At 73.1% G+C, this 20,905-nt stretch carries 17 protein-coding genes and 11 pseudogenes; 7 read left to right on the top strand and 21 right to left on the bottom strand.

The features are described from left to right. Positions 1-1,832: 1,832 nt before the first annotated feature. Positions 1,833-2,048, bottom strand: a pseudogene (locus RBJ77_RS00005) (MbtH family protein); the annotation flags it as partial. 1,669 nt (positions 2,049-3,717) lie between these two features. Between RBJ77_RS00005 and RBJ77_RS00010 the strand changes: the two are divergent. Further along, a complete protein-coding gene (locus RBJ77_RS00010; RefSeq protein WP_372343068.1) occupies positions 3,718-4,782 on the top strand; it encodes a serine hydrolase domain-containing protein in 1,065 nt (354 codons plus the stop codon). Between the two features lie 44 nt (positions 4,783-4,826). Here RBJ77_RS00010 and RBJ77_RS00015 read toward each other — a convergent pair whose 3' ends face one another. Further along, on the bottom strand, positions 4,827-4,985 hold the full coding sequence (locus RBJ77_RS00015) for a hypothetical protein (protein ID WP_372343043.1): 159 nt from the start codon (positions 4,983-4,985) through the stop codon (positions 4,827-4,829). Between the two features lie 986 nt (positions 4,986-5,971). Further along, positions 5,972-6,421 carry an FMN-binding negative transcriptional regulator gene (locus tag RBJ77_RS00020; RefSeq protein WP_372343069.1) on the bottom strand — a complete coding sequence of 150 codons (450 nt, stop codon included), beginning with the start codon at positions 6,419-6,421 and terminating at the stop codon, positions 5,972-5,974. A 373-nt stretch (positions 6,422-6,794) separates the two neighbouring features. Between RBJ77_RS00020 and RBJ77_RS00025 the strand changes: the two are divergent. From RBJ77_RS00025 to RBJ77_RS00040, 4 genes and pseudogenes are all read left to right on the top strand, one after another. Beyond that, a pseudogene (locus RBJ77_RS00025) lies at positions 6,795-6,857 on the top strand (hypothetical protein); the annotation flags it as partial. 107 nt (positions 6,858-6,964) lie between these two features. Next, a pseudogene (locus RBJ77_RS00030) lies at positions 6,965-7,159 on the top strand (SidA/IucD/PvdA family monooxygenase); the annotation flags it as partial. Positions 7,160-7,280: 121 nt separating this feature from the next. Beyond that, positions 7,281-7,502, top strand: a pseudogene (locus RBJ77_RS00035) (SidA/IucD/PvdA family monooxygenase); the annotation flags it as partial. A gap of 76 nt (positions 7,503-7,578) precedes the next feature. After that, on the top strand, positions 7,579-8,154 hold the full coding sequence (locus RBJ77_RS00040; protein ID WP_372343044.1) for a SidA/IucD/PvdA family monooxygenase: 576 nt from the start codon (positions 7,579-7,581) through the stop codon (positions 8,152-8,154). A gap of 267 nt (positions 8,155-8,421) precedes the next feature. Here the strand turns inward: RBJ77_RS00040 and RBJ77_RS00045 are convergent. From RBJ77_RS00045 to RBJ77_RS00130, 18 genes and pseudogenes are all read right to left on the bottom strand, one after another. Further along, positions 8,422-8,514 (bottom strand): annotated as a pseudogene (locus RBJ77_RS00045) (4'-phosphopantetheinyl transferase superfamily protein); the annotation flags it as partial. Beyond that, entirely contained in the window at positions 8,493-8,915 is a 423-nt protein-coding gene (locus RBJ77_RS00050) for a 4'-phosphopantetheinyl transferase superfamily protein (protein ID WP_372343045.1), read from the bottom strand. The pseudogene RBJ77_RS00045 and the gene RBJ77_RS00050, both read right to left, overlap by 22 nt. A 176-nt stretch (positions 8,916-9,091) precedes the next feature. Next, positions 9,092-9,655, bottom strand: coding sequence for a hypothetical protein (locus tag RBJ77_RS00055; RefSeq protein ID WP_372343046.1), 564 nt, complete (start codon positions 9,653-9,655; stop codon positions 9,092-9,094). A 393-nt stretch (positions 9,656-10,048) separates the two neighbouring features. Then, positions 10,049-10,924 (bottom strand): hypothetical protein, encoded by an 876-nt coding sequence (locus RBJ77_RS00060; RefSeq protein ID WP_372343047.1) that lies wholly within the window; start codon positions 10,922-10,924, stop codon positions 10,049-10,051. Positions 10,925-11,083: 159 nt separating this feature from the next. Beyond that, complete coding sequence (locus tag RBJ77_RS00065; protein WP_372343070.1) at positions 11,084-11,206, bottom strand: DUF5302 family protein; 123 nt, start codon at positions 11,204-11,206, stop codon at positions 11,084-11,086. A gap of 708 nt (positions 11,207-11,914) precedes the next feature. Beyond that, positions 11,915-12,169, bottom strand: a pseudogene (locus RBJ77_RS00070) (acyltransferase domain-containing protein); the annotation flags it as partial. Positions 12,170-13,064: 895 nt separating this feature from the next. Beyond that, positions 13,065-13,703 carry an acyltransferase domain-containing protein gene (locus RBJ77_RS00075; RefSeq protein ID WP_372343048.1) on the bottom strand — a complete coding sequence of 213 codons (639 nt, stop codon included), beginning with the start codon at positions 13,701-13,703 and terminating at the stop codon, positions 13,065-13,067. A 98-nt stretch (positions 13,704-13,801) separates the two neighbouring features. Then, positions 13,802-14,461 (bottom strand): beta-ketoacyl synthase N-terminal-like domain-containing protein, encoded by a 660-nt coding sequence (locus RBJ77_RS00080; RefSeq protein ID WP_372343071.1) that lies wholly within the window; start codon positions 14,459-14,461, stop codon positions 13,802-13,804. Positions 14,462-14,927: 466 nt separating this feature from the next. Then, positions 14,928-15,940: pseudogene (locus RBJ77_RS00085) on the bottom strand (aromatase/cyclase). A 204-nt stretch (positions 15,941-16,144) separates the two neighbouring features. Next, positions 16,145-16,210, bottom strand: a pseudogene (locus RBJ77_RS00090) (hypothetical protein); the annotation flags it as partial. Between the two features lie 181 nt (positions 16,211-16,391). Beyond that, positions 16,392-16,649, bottom strand: a pseudogene (locus RBJ77_RS00095) (SDR family NAD(P)-dependent oxidoreductase); the annotation flags it as partial. Positions 16,650-16,710: 61 nt separating this feature from the next. Then, a pseudogene (locus RBJ77_RS00100) lies at positions 16,711-16,785 on the bottom strand (hypothetical protein); the annotation flags it as partial. A 1-nt stretch (position 16,786) separates the two neighbouring features. Next, the gene (locus RBJ77_RS00105) at positions 16,787-17,068 is read right to left on the bottom strand and encodes a hypothetical protein (protein ID WP_372343049.1); all 282 of its coding nucleotides are present in this window, start codon (positions 17,066-17,068) and stop codon (positions 16,787-16,789) included. Between the two features lie 214 nt (positions 17,069-17,282). Then, entirely contained in the window at positions 17,283-18,152 is an 870-nt protein-coding gene (locus RBJ77_RS00110; RefSeq protein ID WP_372343050.1) for an FAD-dependent monooxygenase, read from the bottom strand. 76 nt (positions 18,153-18,228) lie between these two features. Continuing rightward, positions 18,229-18,567, bottom strand: coding sequence for an FAD-dependent oxidoreductase (locus RBJ77_RS00115; RefSeq protein ID WP_372343051.1), 339 nt, complete (start codon positions 18,565-18,567; stop codon positions 18,229-18,231). Between the two features lie 93 nt (positions 18,568-18,660). Continuing rightward, positions 18,661-18,939: a hypothetical protein gene (locus tag RBJ77_RS00120; RefSeq protein ID WP_372343052.1), complete on the bottom strand. Its 279-nt coding sequence runs from the start codon at positions 18,937-18,939 to the stop codon at positions 18,661-18,663. Then, entirely contained in the window at positions 18,828-19,361 is a 534-nt protein-coding gene (locus RBJ77_RS00125) for a hypothetical protein (RefSeq protein WP_372343072.1), read from the bottom strand. The genes RBJ77_RS00120 and RBJ77_RS00125 overlap by 112 nt, the downstream gene beginning before the upstream one ends. Continuing rightward, positions 19,268-20,326 (bottom strand): annotated as a pseudogene (locus RBJ77_RS00130) (AMP-binding protein); the annotation flags it as partial. The gene RBJ77_RS00125 and the pseudogene RBJ77_RS00130, both read right to left, overlap by 94 nt. A gap of 110 nt (positions 20,327-20,436) precedes the next feature. Between RBJ77_RS00130 and RBJ77_RS00135 the strand changes: the two are divergent. Continuing rightward, entirely contained in the window at positions 20,437-20,694 is a 258-nt protein-coding gene (locus RBJ77_RS00135) for a nuclear transport factor 2 family protein (protein ID WP_372343053.1), read from the top strand. Then, positions 20,606-20,881 carry a hypothetical protein gene (locus RBJ77_RS00140; RefSeq protein ID WP_372343075.1) on the top strand — a complete coding sequence of 92 codons (276 nt, stop codon included), beginning with the start codon at positions 20,606-20,608 and terminating at the stop codon, positions 20,879-20,881. The genes RBJ77_RS00135 and RBJ77_RS00140 overlap by 89 nt, the downstream gene beginning before the upstream one ends. The last annotated feature ends 24 nt before the right edge of the window (positions 20,882-20,905 follow it).

Raw genomic sequence — 20,905 nt, forward strand, 5'->3', positions numbered from 1 at the left:
TGTACTTCGTTCCAAATCGGAAGGTGCAAGGTGTTTAGCCGTTCATTCTCGTGACGCTTCGCGTTTTCGTGCGCCGCTTCGGCAGGCCAGCGCGTCGCCGCCCCGCGGTCTCCCAGTCCACCAGCAGGTACAGCGTGCTGGAGGCGCAGTGCAACCACGCGGATCTCGTGCTTGCTTTCAGGGTGCGGTGGGCGAGCATGGCGTCGAAGTTCCGGCTCGCCAGCAGGTGCTGGGGTGGCGCCGCAGAGCAAGCAGTGTCAATCAGCCTCGGTGGGGAGAGGTCGAACCCGAAGGCACTGAAACCACTGTCTCCAGGTGGTGGGAGCCGCTGTGCAGGCCGTGCTCGGCCCGCAGCCCCTCCATCAGAGCTTTGGAACCCAGCCCTCGTGCCGTACCGCGGTCAGCTTCGGCGTGCTTCTGGTCGACCGGACGTGAAGCACCGCGCAGCTCACGTCGTCCCCGGTGACCGGGACGTCTGCGGGTCGCGGGGAGTTCCGCTCGGCTCGATCGGCGAGTTCCCGCGAGGTCGAGCGACCGGGACGGTCGCCGACTCGGACCAGGTGCGGCGGTCTCCGAACGCCACGATCAGGAGCGAGTCGGGGATCCGCCCGAGCTAAGCAGCCGCAGTGGCGCGCCGGCGGGTGAGGCGAGCCGAGCAGCGCTGGCACGTAGGCCCGCGCCCGCCTGCAGGCGTGCCGAGGATAGCGGCAGAGCCGTCGGCCGAGTAGTCGGGACGGTGCGCCGACTCCGCCCTGCCGTGTCCGAAAGCGCGGCGAGGTGGTGCGCGAAGCGGTTCGCCGCCGCGTCCAGTTCCGCGTACGTCAGCTGCCGGCCGTGCCCGGTGCACGGCGACGGCGTCGGGGGTGGCCGCCGATGTGCTCTCGAGCGCCGGTGGACGACGGGCACCGGGGGCAGGGCGAGCGCTTTCCCTGAAGGATCATCAACTGACCCGATGTCGGTGTGAGGAGGTGTTCGTTCCTCCGAGCGGTGCGGCTCCGGACCGACCGGGTACCGCAGGGGCGGGCGGTACCGGACGGCCGGGGCGCTACGCCGTGCGCTTCCGGCGAGTGCGCCCGTCGGCGCTCGAGCACCTGCGTCACCCACTTGTCGACGGGCAGACCGTGCGCGGCGGCGGCTGAGTGAGTAACTCAGCTGGCCGGCGGACAGCTCGATGGTGAGGGTGGTGACCTTCGCCTGCGCTTCCCGGCGGCCGCCGCCGTGGCCAGCTGCGCCACTTCCTTCGGCTCGTCGCCGCCGGCCGGGGCGATCTCGGCCGCCCTCGTTCTGCGCGGCGAGGGCGGCGCGGACGGCGCGGCGGGAGTTCGTTGCGCGACCACTTCTGCTGTTCGGCCTTGCGCAGCCAGTAGTCCTGCTCCGGCGGCGACAGCCGGGTCACCTCGGCGTGGTGGGCGAAGCTGAGGCCGTCGCGCCTGCGTGGTGCTCGAACCGCCGGGCCACGCAGCGCGTAGTTGCGCAGGTCTGGTGGTCGAGCCCGGTCCGCTTGAACGCCTCCTTGTACCGCCGCCACCCGCAGGTGCTCGCCGTAGATCAGCCAGTCGGCGAGCCACCACGCCGAGGGAGTTCACCAGCTCGCGCAGATTGGCCCCGATCTGCTCCCAGGACCGCTCCGGCAGGTTCTGCGGGAAGACCATCCCCGACTTCTGGACCGTGGCCTGCGATCCCACGAAGGACAGGACCACGTCCCGTTGCGCGGGCTCGCCGCCGCTGCCCACCGGCCTCGTCTTGTACCTGCTCGCGGTTCTCACAGCGCCCGTCACCACGTCATCTCCCAACTCTGAGTGTCTTCCCGGTCCGGGGGCCGCGATCAGTCCCGCCGCCATGGCCTCGCGCAGGCTCTTGGGGCGCAGGTCGGTCCAATTGCTCTCGACAGTGCTCCAGGCACTCGGCCCTGGCCGCCTCGCCGAAGCCACCCGCCAGCCCGCAGGCACCTCGGCGAACGCCGGCCACAGGGAGTGCTGCTCCTCGTCGTTGATCACAACGCAGAAGCGGCCGGCCTCGTCATCGGAGGGTTCGTGCTCAACTGGCACCGTCCTTAACCGTCGTGGTGTGACTCGGGATGGGGCTCCGCCGGGCAGGGTGCAGGACCGCACCGGGCCTGAGGTCGCCGCTCGGCGTTGTCCGGTCGACGGGACAACAGAACTGGAGTGTCCGGTCGACGCGGACACCCGGCGGTGGGGACGACTGCGGCGTTGCGACGTCACCGTAAGGAACCGGCCATCGGCGCTACAAGGGCGACGGGCCCGCCGGCCGCCCGTTCGTCCGCCGGGGTCCGTGCCCGCCGGGATTCCTGTGCCGGGCCGGAATCGTGTGCCACGATGCCGATCCGCGGCCCGAGGACGGCCTTCGGACCTGTCCGGGGACTGTCTGCGGACCTGTCAGCGGACCTGTCAGCGAACCTGTCTGCAGGTGGCCGTGCGGACCGACTAATTCCGGCCCCGACAATGCGTCCTACAAAGGGCAGTTGCCGCGCCCGGCCGGTACGTCAGGTCGGTGCGGACGGCCGGCTACGTCAGGTCGGTGCGGACCGGCCGCTACGTCAGCGACCAGTACGTCAGTCGATGCCGCAGGACGATGTGCGGCTCGGCCGTGACAGCCGCGTCGTCGTCAGCTCCGGCGAGCCCGCAGCGGCGGTACGCCGGCCCGTGCGGGCGGCCACCGCCGTAGAGTGGCCGGGCGTCTTCGTCACGGACCCTCTGCGCGTCGTCGTTTCCAGCCGTTGGTCAGGCTTACCGCCGGGCTTGCGTGGTTAGCTGGGCGCGCTGGCATCGCGGACGCCAGCCGGTGGCGGCGGTTCCTCAGTGGCGGTCAGAGTCCGGCTCGGGCGGGCCGGCGGCCGTTGGCGTGACAGGGCGGTGCGACGCGGCCCGGGGACCGTTGGACCGGCGCTACGGACGCGCGCGCCTGTTTCGTCCCTGCGCCACGCCGGCAGCTCGCACCTGCTGTGCCGCGACTGGCCGGCCGGGCTGCGCTTCGGCTGGGACGTGCGCGGCTGCTCGACGCCAGGTCGCGGCGCCATCAAACGGACCAGCGCAGATCGGTCGGACGCGGGCCGCACTCGCCGACCACCTGCTGCACGAGATGGAGCCCGGCTCGACCGCCCCCTACGCCCTGTTCGGGCACAGCTTGCCGGCGCCCTGCTGACGTACGGGATCGCGGCGGGCCGTCGGGCGGGGCCTGCCGACGCCGGGTGTGGGCCGGTGTCTCCGCCCGCTCCGCACGAACCCCGGTCCGCGGTACCACGAGCTGCCCGACGCCGACCTGCGGACCCGCCTGCGACAGCTCGGCGGCACTCCCCGACGAGGTCCTGGACGCCCCCCGACCTGTGGGCCCTGTTCGCCCCGGTCATCCGCGCCGACCTGCGGCTGGTGGAGACCTGGCGGCCCGACCCGCGGGCCGGTGCGCTGCCCGTGGCGCTGTCCGCCTTCGCCGGCGTCGACGACTGCTCCGCGACGCCGGGGGCGGATGGCCGGCTGGCGGGAGCACTCCACGCACTTCCTGGGGCCGCGGGTCTTCGACGGCGGCCACTTCACTCCAGGACGACGGACCGCTGCTCCGGCAGATCGAACGGGACGCGACCGCGGCACTCGACGCGGCGTGCACGACGGCACGTACACAGCGGACCACACAGACCGCACAGACCGCACGGAACTGACGCACCTCACCTACCAACACGACTCTCAGGAGTGCGACATGAGCATGTGGAAGAGACCGAGGGGCCACCGTGGTGGGCCTGGCGGCGCTCGCGATCACCGCCACCGCCTTCACGGGCCCCCGCCCAGGCGCAGCGGGACCCGGCCCCCACGGCGGCCGCGCACCAGGCGACGCAGCGCGCGATCGACGCGGCCGTCGCGGCCGGGGTCCCCGGCATCACCGCCGAGGCGCGCGACGCCGACGGGGTGTGGCGGTCGGCGTCGGGCGTGGGGCGATCTGACGACGGGCGCGCCACGCGGCAAGAACGACCGGTTCCGCGTCGCCAACCTCACCGACACCTTCGTGGCGACGGTCATCCTCCAGATGGTGGCGGAGCGCAAGCTGGGTCTCGACGACAGCGTCGAGCGCCATCTGCCGGGCCTGGTGAGCGGCAACGGCAACGACGGCAGCCGCATCACGGTGCGCCAGCTGCTCAACCACACGAGCGGGTTGTTCGACTACCTCGCCGACACCGACTTCGCCGAGACGTATCTGATGGGCGACGGCTATCTCCAGCACCGCTACGACACCCTGACGCCCGAGGGGCGGGTGCGGGTGGCGCTCGCGCACGAGCCGCTGTTCGAGCCCGGTGCCCGGCACGGGTTCTCCCACACCAACGACGTCCCGGCCGCGCTGCTCGTCGAGAAGATCGGCGGCAGGCCGTACGCGGACGAGGTGCGCCGGCGCATCATCGAACCGCTGGGGCTCACGGCGACGTCCAACCCCGGCACGGCCGTCGGGCTGCCCCCAGCCGAGCGGCCGCGCCTACTCCAAGCCGTTCGGCGCGCAGCCGGACCGATCGACGACGTCACCGAGGTGAACGCGTCGCAGATCTGGGGCAACGGCGACATCATCTCCAGCACCGCCGATCTGAACCGGTTCTACGGGGCGCTGATGCGCGGAAAGCTGTTCCCCGCCCAGCAGCTCGGCGCAGCTGCGGACGACGGTCGACAACCCGGCTTCCCGGCTCGTCCTACGGTCTCGGCATCGAGCGGCTCACGCTGGGCTGCGGCACCACCCTCCGGTACCACGACGGCGGCACGGTCGGGTGGCTCACCCTGGCCGCGCTGACCGAGGACGAGCCGCCACCAGCTCGCGTTCAGCTACAACAGCAACTACGGCGCGGAGACGATCCTCTCGGTGCTGAACGCCGAGTTCTGCCCCGCGCCCGCCTCCTGAGCACCAGAGCTCCACAGCTCCTGAACTCCGACGCCGGGGCAGGCCGCGTCCGCCGGGTGCAGTCCCGGCCTGACGACGGCCTGCCCTTCGCTCAAGACTCACTGGGCAGTGGGTTCGAGCGCCGCTCCAGCCCGCCTCGCAAGACTTCACGCCGGTTATGTGCACCCTTCCCATGGAGGCATGATGGCGCGTCAGGCCGGTCAAAACCTCAGGGTCGCGTGGCGGCCCGGCAACCGCCTTCCCGCAACCACCCGCCGCACCGGGGCCAGGTGCTGACGACCAAAGGTGGGCCTGCGGCCGCCGACCGTGATATAGGCTACGACGACTGGGAGCGGGCCGGACGCCAGCTCGCCGACGTCCTCGACTCGTCGTCCTGGTGGCTGGGCGACTGGCCCGTCTACGGCAGGACCACTCACCGACCGGTACCAGCGCGGCATCCGCGCCGCCGGTCTCGTACCAGACCCTGCGCAACTACGCGTGGGTCTCCCGCTTCGTGCTCGCCCGGCGCCGGCCCACGCTGAGCTTCCAGCACCACGCCGAGCTGGCGTCGATGCGCGGTGAGCGAGCAGGACCGCTGGCTCGACCGGGCCGAGCAACGGCAGTGGACCACCAAGCAGTTGCGCGGCGCGATAAGAGCCGCACGGCAGAGCCAGCAGCCGCCCTGCGCCCCCGTGGAGCAGAGCCACCGCCTGGACCTCCCCGGCAGCCGGTTGCAGTGGTGGTACAAGGCCGCCGAGCAGTTGGGCGTCGACTTCGAGCAGTGGGTGCTGAACACGCTGGACAGTGCGGCCGAGAACGCCCTGGAGGACCTCGTCAAGCTGGAGGACCGCAAGGAGGTCGCGCAGCTCAAGAGCGCGCGGGCGGAGGGCTCGCCGAGCGCGCCCGGCCGGTGGCCATCAGCGCCTGAGGCCCCGGCCCACCGGCTCCCGGCTCCCCGGCCCTGGCGGGTCAGGGCAGCCGGCTCATCAGGCCGGCGGTCTCGCGCCGGCACGTGCACGCGCTCTGGCCGAACGAGTCCCGCACCCGCTCGCGCACCTCGCAGGCTGCTCCTGGCTGAGCTTGAACATGCCCTCGGCGCCGGTCACCCGGAACCGGAAGGCCCCGACGGCGGGCACGATCTTGCGGGAAGTAGCCGAGCGACTCGGTCATGTCCCAGCCGTTGCCGAACGCCCCCTCGAAGGCGCGCACGGTGGACTGCACCACGCCCAGCGTCTCCTCCGTCGAGTCGATCTTTCTCGACCACTCCCCGGACGTGCACCGAGGTGAAGTTCCAGGTCGGGGCCGCCGGCGACTTCTCGTACACGGTGGGCGACACGTAGGAGTGCGGTCCGGTGAACGTCAGCAGCAGGACGCTGCCCGTCTCCAGTGCCGCCCAGTGCGGATTCGCCCGGTTCAGGTGCCCGAGCAGGGTGGTCCCGGGCAGTTCGCCGGTCGGGTCGCCCGTTGTCTTCGGGGTCGAAGATGACCGGCAGGTGGGTGGCGTAGGGGACCGGTCTCCGGGCTGCCGTTGGTCACGGCCAGCGCCAGGGATTGCCGCGGATCAGGTCCACCATCCACGAATGGTCCGGTTCGCGGTAGAAGCTGGGCACGAACATATGGATCGACCCTTTCAGCAATTGGCTCAGGGCATGGCCTCCGGCACGGGGCCGGCACGGGGCATGGCTGATCGCATTGCCCGGGCGTCTGCGCCGTAGGCCGCGCCACGCAGAGCGGTTGAGAATTCGCGCCGACGTACCGTTGTCCCGTCGACGGGACAACGCTTTCGGATATCGAGCGGCTCAAGTGGCGCTCAATCGGGCCTCGTTCGGTCTTCAAGTTGCTTTCTGGCCGTTCTCCGGGGCAACACTGGGGACGGGTCTCGGGCCACAGGACGAGTTTTCCAGACGCGAACGGGAGAATTTTCTATGGGCATAACGGGCAGGCGCAGCGGCGAGATCTTCGACGTGGTCGGTATCGGGTTCGGCCCGTCCAACCTCTCGCTCGCGATCGCCTTGAGGAGCACGGCACGAGCGCTCCGCAGCATCCGGTCACGTCTCATTTCTTCGAGCGTCAGCCCTCGTTCGGCTGGCACCGGAACATGCTGCTGCCGTCGACGACCATGCAGATCTCGTTCCTCAGGGACCTGGCGACCTTCAGGAACCCGATGTCCCGGTTCAGCTTCGTCTCGTATCTGCACGCCTCGAACCGGCTGGTGCAGTTCGTGAACAACCAGGACTTCTTCCCGACCCGACAGGAGTTCCACCAGTACCTGGAGTGGGGGCCGCCGGCCTCCGCGACCGGGGTCTCGTTCGGCGCCGAGGTCACCTCGATCCGGCCGGTGGGCGAGGACGGCGGGCAGGACTCCCGGTCTCCTGGAGGTGGAGGTGCGCGGCGGCGACGGCACCACCAGTGTGGTCACCGCGCGCAACGTGGCGATCTCGACGGGCCTGGTGCCGCGCCTGCCGGAGGGCGTGACGGCCGACGAACGGGTGTGGCACAGCTCGCAGTTCCTGAGCAGGTTCAACGCGCAGGCGCCGGACGACCTCAAGAGCGTGGCGGTGGTCGGCGCCGGCCAGAGCGCGGCGGAGATCACCCGCTTCCTGCACGACGCGCTGCCGCACGCCGAGGTGTCCGCGATCATCCCGTCGTACGGCTATTCCATCGCCGACGACACCCCCTTCGCCAACCAGGTGTTCGGACCCGGGCGCGGTGGACGAGTACTACTTCGGGCACCGAGCGGGCGTGCAGGACGCGTTCTGGCGCTACCACCGCAACACCAACTACTCGGTGGTCGACTCCGACGTCATCCGGGACCTGTACCAGCGCTCGTACGACGAGCAGGTGCGCGGCAGCCGGCGGCTGCACTTCCGCAACCTCACGCGGGTCGCCGAGGTGAAGCGGGCCGGGAGCGGCACCCGGGTGGTGCCGCGCTCGCTGCTCGACGACCGACGGAGGGAGCTCGCCGTCGACGCGCTGGTGTTCGCGACCGGGTACGACGGTCTCGACCCGTCGCACCTGCTGGGCGACTTCGACCGGCACTTCGCGCGCGACGCGGCGGGCCGGCACCGGGTGGAGCGGGACTACCGCCTGGTCAGTACGTCGGGGCTGACCTGCGGTGTGTATCTGCAGGGCGGCACCGAGCACAGTCACGGCCCTGACGTCGTCGCTGCTGTCAGAACATCGCGGTGCGCAGCGGTGAGATCGCCGACTGATCGTGCGTGCGGCGCACCGAGCGGGGAGCTGGGCCGGGCCCGCCCGGTCGAGGCGGCGCCCTCGACCGCCTGAGGCGGCCCGCCGCGGGCGCACCGGGCCGCGGCCCCGGTGCCCGCCGCCCGCGGTGTCGTCAGCACCGGTCGGCGTCGAGGAGTTCGGTGACGGCGCCCATGAAGCCCTCGTCGAGCATCGTGCGGCCGCCGTGTCGCGGGAGGTGTCCAGGCCGGCGTCGTGCCGGGCCACGCTGAGCATGTAGCGGCCGAGCACGCGGTGGGTGGCGAAGTGACCATTCGCCCCGGGCGGCGGGCCTGCCGTCGGGAGGCGAGCAGGTCGCCGGCTGCCGACGCCGAAGCCGAACTCGGTGAAGCCGAGCCGCAGTCCTTGTCCCAGCGCCTTGGTGTAGGCCTCCTTCAGGGTCCACAGGCGCAGCATGGCGGCGGTGCGGTCGGCGTCGTCCAGGGGTCGAGGTCAGCGCGCTCGGCGGGGGTGAGGACGTGGCCGCTGAGCAGGTCGTACGACATGCGGCGGTCGGCGGGTTCGGCGTCGACGCCGATGCGGCCGTCCCGGCTGACGCCGACGGCGATCGGTCGTCGGTGGGTGAGGCTCACGTCGATCTGGTCGAGGCCGCGCAGGTACGGGCGGCCGCCGATCTTGTATGCGGAGGTCGAGCTCGACCGGGTCGGTGTGCAGTCGGCGGCGGCCGTGTACTTGGTGGCGAGGCGGGAGGCGACGAAGCGGTAGCGGACGTGGGGTCGGCGGTGCGGCGGTAGCGCGGCCAGTCGCGGCCGAGCAGCGGGCGCAGCGAGGGTTCCGCGACGGCGGCGGTGAGCCATTCGCCCCAGGTGGTGTGGACGACGGCGTTGCCGTAGCGGTCCATGGACCTCGCGCACCCGGTGCCACGGGGCGTCCGGTCCGCTGACGTGGAGCGGTGTAAAGTTGATGCGGTCGGCGCCGCCGGGGATGACGGTCGTCAAGGGGCCTTCCTTCCCTGGAGCGTCGTGGCGGGGTGTCATGGCGCGTGGGAGACCGCGTCGAGGTCGCAGCTGAGGCCGTCCCGGTGGCGGCGGACGAGTTCGTCGAGCAGCTGCGCGTGGACGCTGTCGGGCAGGTCGGGCGCGGGGATGCCGAGCCGGCCGGCGAGCCGGGACAGGGCGAGACGGCCCACGCCGGATCGGCGAGGAACGGGTCGGTGCCGTCCTGGTGCTCCCAGATGCCGAGGACGCCGGCGGCGCCGACGACCCCGCGTAGCGGTCGCTGAGGACGACCACCGCAGGATCGGTGAGGGCGGCGCCGGACGCGGGCAGGCGCCGGCACTGTTCGCGCAGGGCGCGCAGCTCGGTGCGGAACGCCTCGGCGAGGTCGGCGAGGGCGCCGAGGGTGCCGGACGTGCCGCGTGCGGGGCGAGCCGGTCGGCGCTGCCCACCAGGGAGGCGGCCATGAAGTCGCCGCCGCCGGCGATGCCGAGCAACCCGTAGTCCAGGTCGGGCAGTTCGCTGCCGGAGCGGAACAGCTGGGGCGGCGGCTCCTCCTCGGCGAACCAGGAGCGTTCGGCGAGACCGCGCAGCTGGGGCACGAGCACCGCCTGGCAGGAGGCGCGCTGCCCGCGTGGCCGAGTCCGGCGACGGGCAGGTCGCGCACGAGCTTGTCGAGCGCGCCGTAGGCCGGGCTGGCGTGGTCGTAGCCGCGCGCGCGAGGACGGTGGCGAGTTCCTCCAGGTCCTCGCGGAGCAGGTCGGGCACCACGTACTTGACGGCGGCGGCGTAGACGTGGGGGCCTGGGTCGGCAGCAGGGACAGGGCCCGCAGCACGACCGTGGCCATGGCGTCGCAGGCCAGCAGGTGGGTCGGCGAAGACGCCGGCTAGCGGCTTGTGCCAGCGCTTGGCCACCGGTGCGGTGCGTCCTTCGGTGACGGCCCGCACGGCGGAGTGCAGCACGGTGCCGACGGCCGAGGTGACGACGCCGCAGATCACGCTCCGGTTGACCTGGAACACCCGCAGGGCGACGCCCACTGCGTCTCCTTCGGCGCCGACCAGCGCCTCGGCGGGGACGGGGCAGTCGGTGAACCCAGGCCGGAGAAGAGCGCGCCGCGCATGCCGGGCAGCGCCACGCGCGGCAGCCGCTGTACGTGGCCGGTCCCGGCCCGGTCGGGGTCGAGGAGGAGGACGGAGTGGCTGCGGGGTCCCGCGGGCCGCGTCGGTGCGGGGCGTAGACGACCTGGAGGTCGGCGCGGGCCGCGTTGATGATGACGTCCTTGCGGCCGTCGAGCCGGTAGCCGTCCGCGGTGCGGCGGGCGCTGAACTCGTGGCGCAGGATCGCGTTGGCGTGGGCGAGTTCGTGGTGCAGGATCGTCGCCCGGCCGCCGTTGAGCAGCAGGGTCGGCGACGTCCTGGCGCTGCCGTGCGGTGCCCGCCGTCCAGACGGCGCCGGCGGCGAACAGGAGGTGATCCCGTAGCCGAAGCCGAGGGCGACGTCGCGCCGGAAGACGGGGGCGCAGGGCGCGTGCCAGCAGGTCGGCGCGGGTGAGCAGGCCGCCGTGGGCGGCGGGCACCAGTTCGGCGCCGAATCCCGCCCCGGCGAGCAGGGTCTCGGTCGCGGCGGGCGGCTCGCCCCGGTCGTCGGCGGCGAACAGCGCCGCAAGACCGTGCGGGTTCGCCGGGTCGTAGGGGTCGCCCAGCAGCGCCTCGAGCCGCGCGGCTCGCGCGTGGGCGTCCGCCTCCGTCCGTCCGAACGGCGCGCCCGGGGGTGGATGATCTCGGCGGTGATGGTCATGGCGGCGGTGGTCAGCTCCCTCGTCGCACGGCACCGGGGCGCAGCGGTGCGCACCCGTATCCAGACCTTCCACGGCTCTCCTCGAGTCCGGGTGGAGGTGCTCTCGACAGATGCTCCGGCGCCCGTGCGGCGTTTCTCCGGCGGTTCTCCAGCGGTTCCGTCGGCGGCACGGTCCGCAAAGCTGCGGCACCCCGGGCGGGGTGCCGCAGCATGGTCAGGAAGAGGTCGTCGCTCAGCCGGTCTTACGGCGGAAGTTGCGCTTCTGGCCTGCGGGGTTGTTGCCCATGTTCTTGACCTTGGCGCGGCCTTCTTCGTGTGCCTGCTTTGGCCTGCGAGGCCCGCGACTTGCGCCCAGCGCCTCCCTTGAATTTCGCGCGAACCGTTTCCGCGTCGTCGCCCTCGCCGCGGTTGCTCTGCGGAGTCTCGGTCATGCGGTTCTCCTTGCCGTAAGGATCAGCCCTGCCGGAAGTGCACGGCATCACCACTGTCACGACCGGAGCTGGACGCTCACTTGAACGTCGCTCGATGAGTGATCGCGCTCCGGCCGTGCTGAAACTCCGGTGGCGAGCCGCGGGTGACGGCTCGCGCTGGAAAGCATAGATCGGCAGATCGACCGGGGGCACCGGTGGCGAACACCCGCTCCCAGGCGATGGTCTGTCCCGCCACGTGCAGCGCGCCCAGCGCCTGACCAGCGCCCGCACTTCGCCCAGGGGTTCGTCCGGGTCGCGCGCCGCGTCCTGCGACGCCACGAGGACGGCCGGTCCCGCACGCACGACGCACCCGTCGGGGCGGGCGTCGTGGCGGGCCCGCACTCCACGAAGCGGCCCACCCCGGAGCGCTCCAGGGTGCGTACGGCGTCCGCGAACCGCCCGGTGTCGCGCACCCAGTACGCCGGGTCCGCCACCTCTCCGGCCGACGCGGGCCGCCCGTCACCGCCGACACCCACGCGATCGACGGCTCGCGGAACGCGCAGGATGCCACGGCCCGCGCGAACTCGTCCGGCACCGCGCCCCGGTGCGGGGAGCGCAGCCGCGCGACGCGGCCACGAGCCGTGCCGCGTCCGTCAGGCTGAGGGCGCCCGCCACGTGCGCGGCGGCCACCTCCCTGCTCCGTGGCCGGCCACCGCGGACGGTGTCACGCCCCAGGACTGCCAGAGCCGGAACAGCGCGACCTCGGCGGCGAACAGGGCGGGCCGGGCGAACTCCGATTCGTGGATCAGCGCCGCGTCGGGACCGTCCTGCGCGGCGAACAGCACCGCCACCAACGGCAGTCGCAGATGCGGGTCGAGCGCGGCGCACACCTCGTCGAGGGCCCGCCGGTACGCGGGGGAAGGCCGCGTACAACCTCCCGTCCCATGCCCTCAGTGCCGACCGCCCTCGCCGGGGAAGAGCAGGGCGAGGCCGGGCCCCGTAGCCGCCGTCCCCGTGACGAGGGCGGGGGTGGTCACGGTCGTGGGCGAGGGCGCGAGGCCAGCGCCGCCTCCGCGGCCGACGAGGCGACGACGCCGGCCCGGTGCTCCAGGTGGGGCCGGTGCCGGGCGGCGGGTACGCCACGTCGGAAAGTCCCGCGTCGGGCGTGCCGTCGAGGCGGTCGGCGAGCCGGGGCCGCGTTGTCCGCGCGGGCCCGTGCGGTGCGGCCGGAGACGGTGACGGCGACCGGTCCGGTCGCGGCGCGGCGTCGGCGGCGGCCGCGACGGCGCCCCAGTCGACGTCGGTGCCGTCGCACCACAGCGGCGGCCACGTCCTCCAGGGGCCTGGCGGGCCGGCCGGTCGCGGTGGCCGGTGCTTCAGGATGCGCGGCTGGTCGCCGCCGGCCCGGTCGAGGGCCGCGCCGCAGTGCGAGGCGGGCCACCGGGTGCGGGTGATCTCGACGACGCGCAGCCGGCGCCCGTCGGCGAGCGCGCGGGTGGCGTCGGCGAGGCGGGCGTGGGTGCGCATGCTGCGCGCCCAGTACCCGGCGTCGAGATCCGCGCCGTCGACGTACCCGCCGGTGCCCGTCGACCAGAACGGGATCGTGCCGGGGGCCGCTGCGCAGCGCAACCCAGCGATCTTCTCAACTCCGGTGCCAGGCAGGCGCGTTGGGCGCCGCGCCGGGACCAGGAGGTGATCAGGCGGGCGCCCTCGGCGAGCGGCAGCGCGCCCGCGACGACCGCGGCCGCCACCTCGCCGGTGCCCCTGTCCGAGGACGACGGTGGGTTCTGACGCCCCAGGCGCTCAGGGTGCGGGGCGACGGACGTCTGGAGGGCGAACAGGACGGGCTGGACGACGTCGGCGCGCGCCAGGCGGGAGGTGTCGGGCCCGGCGTAGGAGTTCCGCGGTGACCGCCCAGCCGGTGAACGGCAGCAGGGCCCGGTCGCAGGCGTCGAGTGCGGCCCGGAAGGCGGGTTCGCCGAGCAGGTCGCGGCCCATGCCGAGCCACTCGCCGCCGCGCCCGGAGAAGCAGTAGGCGAGCGCGCCCGGCCGGGCGGCGCCGGACCGGGCGTGCCGGTCGACGTGGTGCGCAGCGCGTCGGCCAGTTCGCCGGTGCGGTCGACGGTGGCGACGGTGCGGTGCGTGCCGGTGGCGCGACTGAGGGAGTTCGGGCGCGTACCAGGAGCCGCCCGCGCGGACCCGGCGGGTCAGTTCGTCGGCGGCCGCGCGCAGGCCGCTCGCGCTGTCGGCGGCGAGCGGACGAAACAGCCGTGGCCGGTGCGGGGTTCTTCCAGGGTCACGTGGGTGCCGGTGCCGCTGGACCACGACGTGGCGGCGGGCGTCGCCCGGCCACGGCGTGCGGTCGGCGCCGGTGTGCAGGCCGGCCGGGAGTTCGCCGTGGTGCAGGGCGAGCGCGGCCTTCGTCAGACCGACGACGCCCACGACCTCAGCCGGAGCCGCTCTTCGCCCCCGTCGCCGATCTGACTTTCCGGCGGGCGCGCGCGCGGAGGCGGGCCGGGGCGTCCGCGCGCTGTCGCGGATCAGGGCGTGGATGCGGTCTCCGGGCGGCGAGCGCGCCTGGACAGCCGCCGCAGTACGAGGATGCCGCAGCCCTCGTCGCGTACGGAACGGGTGTGGTCCGCGGCCGGGCGGCGCACTGACGCCGCCCGCGAGGGCCAGGTCCGCCGCTCCGTCGCGCAGCGCACGGCGAGGTGGACGGCGGCGAGCGAGGAGCCACAGGCGGTGGCGACGGCGAGCGCATCTTCGGCGACTTCGAGGGGTTCGGAGGTGCCGGAGCCTTCGGCGACTTCGAGAGGTTCGGAGGTGCCGGAGCCTTCGGCGACTCTCTGAGGGCTCTGACGTGCTGAGGCCTTCTGGAACTTCGAGGTCGAGGGCGTGGGCGATGGCGACGGGGACCGTCGGCGCCGTGGGTGCCCAGTGAACACACCGGTCAGGCCGTGCGCGACGGTGTCGTGACGATCCGGGCGTCCTCCAGCGCCCAGGAGGTCTCCAGGGCGATGGTCTGCGCGGGGGTCGAGCCGGCGGGCCTCGGCGGGCGGGATGCGGAACAGGTCCGCGTCGAACCCGGTGACGTCGTCGAGGAAACCGCCCGTGTCGGCGCCGTCGAGCAGGGCCTGCCACAGCGCTTCGGGGTGTCGATGCCGCCCGGCAGCCGGGCAGCCGATGCCGACGATCGCGATCGGCTCGGGCCCGGCGCGCGCCCGCGCTCAGGCCAGCCGCGGGCGCGGGGTACTCCAGACGGTCGGGTCGGTCGAATCGGTCGGGATGGGCATGGGGCGCCCCAGCCGGGGACATCTGTGCCTACCGCGCGAGAGGGGGCGGCGAGTTTGCGCGTGACGAAGGCGTCGAGGGCGCTGACCGAGCGGGAAGTGGTCGAGCTCCAGGTCATCCGCCTCGACGGTGATGCCGAATTCTGCTCGACGAAGGAGACGAGCTGCATCGCGAACGATCGAGCTCACGAAGCCGAGTTCGAAGACGTCGGCGTCGTCGTCGAGGGCGTGCACCGGGAAGAAGCGGGAGAGGTACTGCGCGATCCGGTCCCGGGTCCCACCGGTACCGCGTACCCGTACCCGTGAGCGTGTCCTTGTCCATGATGGTTCCGTCCTTCCGCCGTAGCCGTCCGCGACCAGGCCGGTGCCGCCGGCGTCACCAGCCTGGTCCCCTCGGCTCGAGCGGGGGCCGGAGCCTGGACATCACAGCATCGTGGATCGCCGATTCGGCGTGCCGCCGGGCCAGTTCCAGCGTGGCGGTGGAGTTCCGGCCGAGCGCCTGGCGCACGTAGCGGCGGGCCGTGGTCAGGTCGGCGGCCGGGCCGAGGACGCGCGTCACGGCCTCCCTCGCGCAGCACCACGCCGAGCTGGGACACGACGGTGACGCCCGTCTCGTCGGGCACGACCGACCACTCGCCGGTGTGGGGCCTCCATCAGGGCGGGCGTGGTCGTCTGCTTGTAGACGATGCGCCCGGCGTGCGGGAAGCAGATCCGTACCGACTCGGTGGTGTGCGTGCTGCCGTCGGCCGTCAGCGTGTCCATGGACATGATCTGGACGCCGGGGCTGTCCTCGGTGAGGTCGAGGCGGGAGACGTCGGGATCAGGTCGGGCCAGTCGCCCACCCGGTACAGGAAGTCGTAGACCAACTCGGCCGGCCCGTTGATCCGTACGGAGTCCTCGAAGGACAGGACGAGTTCGTCCAGGCGCGTCCAGCGCTCGGCGAGGCGCTTGATGCTGTCCAGTTCGGCGCGGGAGTTGATGTCGCAGGCGCCTCGACCCACGCCACGTCGTCGGGGCGGTCGCCGACGACGGTGAAGTCGTGCAGCAGCGTCAGCAGGCTGGTGCCGCCGGGCCGTTCCTCGACGATCCAGGTGCCGTGCATGGTCTCGACGGGCGCCTGCGGCACGGTCTGCCGGAACTCGATCCGCCGTTCCTGGGGTCCTGCACCCGCTCGGAGATCCACGAGCGGACCTCGCCGTTGGCCGTGGCCCACATCCGCAGCCGCTCGTGCGTCCCGTCGAACTCCAGCCGTTCGACGTTCACGTTCGGCGGGAAGTACAGCGGCCACTGCACGGCGTCGGAGATCAGCCCGTAGACGACTCCGGCTGCCGCGTCCACCTGGACGGAGTGCGTGGTGCGATGCACCCGCCCGATCGACACCACGTTCATGTCTTCCTCACTTCTTTGACAGGGACAGGGGTAGAGACGGAGATCGAGACAGGGAGAGAGGTCAGTAGCTGCCGAGGCCGCCGCAGACGTTGAGCGCCTGTGCGGTGATCGACGCGGCGGGCTCGGAGGCCAGGTAGGCGACCAGCGCGCCACCTCCTGGGGCGTGGAGTAGCGGCCGAGCGGGATCTTCGCCTCGAACTGCGTCTGCATCGTCCCTCCTCGGTGGTGTCCCAGGCGGCCGCGTAGCCCTGGCGCACCCTGCTGCGCCATCGGCGTCTCCACGTAGCCGGGGCAGACCGCGTTGACGGTGACGCCGTGCGGGCGAGCTCCCGGCCGAGGGCCTTGGTGAAGCCGACGACACCGTGCTTGGAGGCGCTGTAGGGGCGCCGAGCAGGACGCCCTGCTTGCCCGCGGTGGACGCGATGTTGATGATCCGCCCGTACGCGGCGTCGGCCAGGCCGCCGTTCTTGATGACCTCGCGGGTCACCAGGAAGACGCTGTTCAGGTTGGTGTCGATGACGTCGTACCAGAGGTCGTCGGAGAGGTCGGCGGTGACGCCGCCGCCGCTGCGCCCGGCGTTGTTGACCAGCACGTTGACGGGTCCGTACGTCTCCACGACCGCGGCCACGAGGGCGCGCACGGAGTCGCGATCGCGCACGTCGGCGGCCTGTCCCGCGACGTCGAGGCCCTCCGCGCGCAGGTCCGCCACGGTCTGCTTGACGTCCCTCCTCGGTGCGGGCGCACAGGAAGACCCGGTGCCCGGTGCGGGCGAGCTGGCGGACCGACTCCAGGCCGATGCCGCTCGTGGCTCCGGTCACCAGGGCGACAGGGTGGTTGTCGGGCATGTCAGTGCTCCTCGAAGTCGTGGGTGGTGGCGCGCAGGGCGGGGCCGGCTCGCGCCGTGCCTCGTCGGCGAGCGGGACGGGGGCCACCAGCAGGGGGCAGGGCGCGGCGCAGGGCCGGCCGGGTGAGCAGGGAGCCGCGGGCCGCGACGTAGCCGTCGGGGCGGACGAGGATCCAGGCGCCGGGGCGCAGGCCGAGCGCGGCGCGCAGCCGCCGGCCGGGGTCGGCGAGCGGGCGCGGGGGCCGTCGGAGCCGGTGCCGCCGACGGTCCGCACGGAGAGCCACTCGCCGTACTGGGCGGCTGCCGTGACGGCGACGCCGACGGGGACGTCGCCCGGTCCGCGGCCGCCCGCGGCGAGCAGCAACGCCCAGCGCGGATCGCGCAGTTCGGCGCGGTAGGCCTCGAAGGCCGGGGTGGCCGGGTCGAGCGGGCCGGGCGCCGGGACCGCGGCGGCGCGGGCGCCGGGGCCGGGGGCGCGGGCCGGTTCCCGCGCGCTCATCAGGACGGAGCCGGTGTCCGCGAGGTGGGTGAGCGCGTCGGACCTGGGGTGGTCAGCGACGACGTGCCGTAGTCGATCTTCAGGCCCGACATGCCGCCCAGCACCTTGCGCTGCACGGCCCGGCGCAGCGGCCGCACGGTGTTCACGACGCGCAGGGCGATCGGCAGGACCACGCCCGCGAGCGCGTTCTTGAACTGCACCAGGGTGGTGGCGGTGCGGGTGGAGCCGAGGAGCGCGGCGCCGATCGGGACGCGTTCCTCGCTGTAGGTCTCCAGCAGCTCCCGTCCGGCGTGGCCCTGTTCGACCATGGCCAGCTTCCAGGCGAGGCTGTACGCCTCCTGGATGCCAGTGTTCATGCCCTGCCCGGAGGCGGGACTGTGCACGTGCGCGGCGTCGCCGGCCACCAGGACCCGGTCGTCCTGCATGCGCTCCACCATCCGCTGCTGGAAGGTGAAGACGGACGTCCAGGTGGCCGGGCCGACCCCCGATCCGGTGGCCGAAGCCCGCGCTGAGCTTGGCGGCGAGCAGTCTTCGGTGCGGCCGGGCCCGGCCGCCGCCGTGGTGGGCACGGTGTCCAGGATCCGCCACTGTCCCGCGCGGGCGAAGGGCACCATCATCAGCCTCGTCCGCCGGTGTGCGTCCAGTAGATGCTGTCGGGTTCCACCTCGGTGTCGACGGGCACGTCCGCGAGGCATCCACGTCTCGCTGCTCTCGCCGACGAGTTCGAGGCCGAGGCGTTTGCGTACGGTGCTGTGGCCGCCGTCGCAGCCGACCAGCCAGGACGCCGTACAGACCTCCTCGCGGCCGTCGGCGTGCACCAGGCTCGCGCGCACCGCGTCGGCGTCCTGGGTGAGGTCCGCCAGGCGCACGCCCCCATTCGACCCGCACGCCGAGCCGGGCCACGGCCGCGCGCAGCGCCGCCTCGGTCTCGGTCTGCCTCGATGATCAGCGTGAAGCGGGGTAGCGGGTGGGCATCGTCGCGTAGTCGGCCCGCAGCCGCACTCGGCGCCGGCCCCCCGCATACATGGTGAACGCCCGGTTGCGGCGTCCGCGGGGCAGCACGTCGTCGACGACGCCCATCTGGTCGTAGGTCTCCAGGGTGCGCGGATGCGTGGCGACGGCGCGGCTGGTGGCGGCCGGTCCCGGTGCGGCGTCGATCAGCCGCACCCGCAGTCCGCGGCGGGCGAGTTCATGGGCGGCGGTCAGTCCGACGGGGCCCGCGCCGACGACCAGCGCCTGGGTCGCGGGGGGCGGGCTCGGCCGGCCGTCCGGCGGGTTCACCATGGTCTGCTCCAGGGTCGGTGACGGGGCGGGGCGTGGGCGGGGGCGTGGGGTGGGGGCGCGCGGACGGTCACGAGGGGCGTCGCGCGCGGCAGGTCATGCGGCGGCCCGGTGTCTCAGCTGGGTGCGGACGGAGCGTCGTTCGGGTTTGCCGGTGGGGGTACGCGGCACCGCGTCGATGGCCTCGGCGAACCGGATCTGCTCGAAGGCGGCGAGGTGCTCGTTGGCCCGGCTGGTGATCGAGTCGAGGACGTCGAGGATGCCTAGGCCCGGCGGGGCGTCGTCGGGGAAGCCCGATCCGGCCGCGGCGCCGTCGGCGAGGATGATGCCCGCCCAGACCAGCGCGCCGTGCTCGGCGTCGGGCCAGTCGGCCACGATGCAGTCGGCGACGCGCGGGTCCTCGCGGATGATCTGCTCGGACGCGGCTCGGCGCGACGATCTCGTTGTCGTAGCTTGAAGACGTCTGCGAGCCGGTCCACCAGGCGCAGGGCGCCGTCGTCGTCCAGGTAGCCGACGTCGCCGGTGGAGAACCAGCCGTCCGCGTCGATCCGCGTCTCGTGCCCGCCGTCGAGGTATCCGGCCATCACCTGCGGCCCCCCTGACCTGGACCTCTCCGGTCGACCAGACGTCGACGGGGGCGGCGCGTGGTCAGGTCGACGAGCCGGCACTCGGTACCGGGCACCACGCCGCCGACCATGCCAGGGGCGGTAGCGGTCGGGCTGCTGGCAGTGGGTGAGCGGGGAGAGTTCGGCCATGCCGTAGCCCTGGATGACGGGCACGCCGAGCCGTTCGCGCAGCGTGGTCGCCGTCTGCGGGGCGAGCGCCGAACCGCCGGACAGGACGGCGGTGAGCTGCGGTCCGGGTGGACCGCTCCGGCCAGCCGCCCGTCGTGGGCCAGGGCGTGCAGCCGGGCGGGCAGGCCGTAGTAGTGGGTGGCGCCCGCCTCGGCGGCGACGGCGAGCGACGCGACGGGGTCAGGGGTCCTGGCACGCACCTGGCAGGCACCGGCGTACAGGCCGGAGTTGAGGTGCATCACGTGGTACAGCGGCAGGTGGTTCAGGGTGACCGAGCCGGTGTCCAGGCGGTGGGCGAGGGCGATCTGCTTGGCGTTGGCGACGATGTTGCGGTGGGTCAGGAGCACGCCCCCTGGGGCGGCCGGTGGTCCCGGTGGTGAACTGCACGCAGGCGACGGCGCCGGGGTCGGCCGGCGGTGTTCCGGTGGGGGCGGGCGGGCGCGCCGGCCAGCGCCTCGTGGAGCGGCACGGTGCCGGCGGGGGACCACGCCGTCGGCGGCGTCGGTGACGACGACGGCGCGCAGTGCGGGCAGCTCGGCGCGCAGCTTGGCGAGCAGCCCCGCGGTGGCGGCGGGCACGAGGGCGACCTCCACCCGGGCGGTGCCGAGGAGCGTGGCGCAGCCCGCCCTCGCCGACCAGCGGGCTGACCAGGACGACGGTGGCGCCGCTGCGGGCGGTGCCGTAGTAGGCGGCGGCGAAGACCGGGTCGAGGACGCCGGGCCACGCCGACGCGGGCGCCGGCCGCGCCGCCGAGTTCCTGGTCCAGAGTAGGCGGCGATCCGGTCTGGCCCACGCGTCGAGTTCGGCGAAGGAGACCGACCGGGTCGCGGTGCGGATCGCGATCCCGTGCGGGTCGCGCCGGGCGGCGCGCCGCAGCAGTCCGTCGACGGGGAAGTCTGGGTGGGCGAAGTTCGACAACGCCCGTTCTCCTCCGGCTCCGGCTGGGCGGCGTGCGCCACTGGACGCACTCACCGTCCGCCGGGCCGCTTGAGGAATCTTCGAAGAGCGCTCGATCGGCGCCACAGACAGTGTCGGCATCCAATCCAACGGAACGGTGACGAAGGGACAGGGGCGAGCCATGACCATCGAGGTACTTCGTACTCTGCCGAACCCGCCTCCCTCGCAGGAGGCGTTCGGCGCGCTGTACGCGACGATCCAGCAGTTCTACGCGCACCAGATGCAGCTCTTCGACGACCACGACGCCGAGCGCTGGGCGGGTACGTTCACCGAGGACGCCGTCTTCTGTCGTGCCCACGCTCGACCAGCCGGTGCGCGGCCGTGCCTCGCTCGCGGCGAACGTGCGCCGCAACAAGGACCAGCAGGAGCGCAGCGGTGAGCAGTTGCGGCACTGGATCGGGATGCTCGACGTGCGGCAGCAGCTCGACGGGTCGCTGCGCACGCGGGCCTACGCCCTGGTGTACGCGACGCACGCGGCGGCGAGTCGAAGGTGTCGCGGGTGTGCGTGCTGGAGGACGAGCTGGTCCGCTCGCGCGGCAAGTGGCGGGCCCGCTCCCGCCTGGTGACCCGCGACGACCCTGGCTCTCGCC

Origin of the sequence: Streptomyces sp. KL116D (assembly GCF_030766975.1) — a bacterium.
GTDB classification, from domain to species: domain Bacteria; phylum Actinomycetota; class Actinomycetes; order Streptomycetales; family Streptomycetaceae; genus Streptomyces; species Streptomyces longispororuber_A.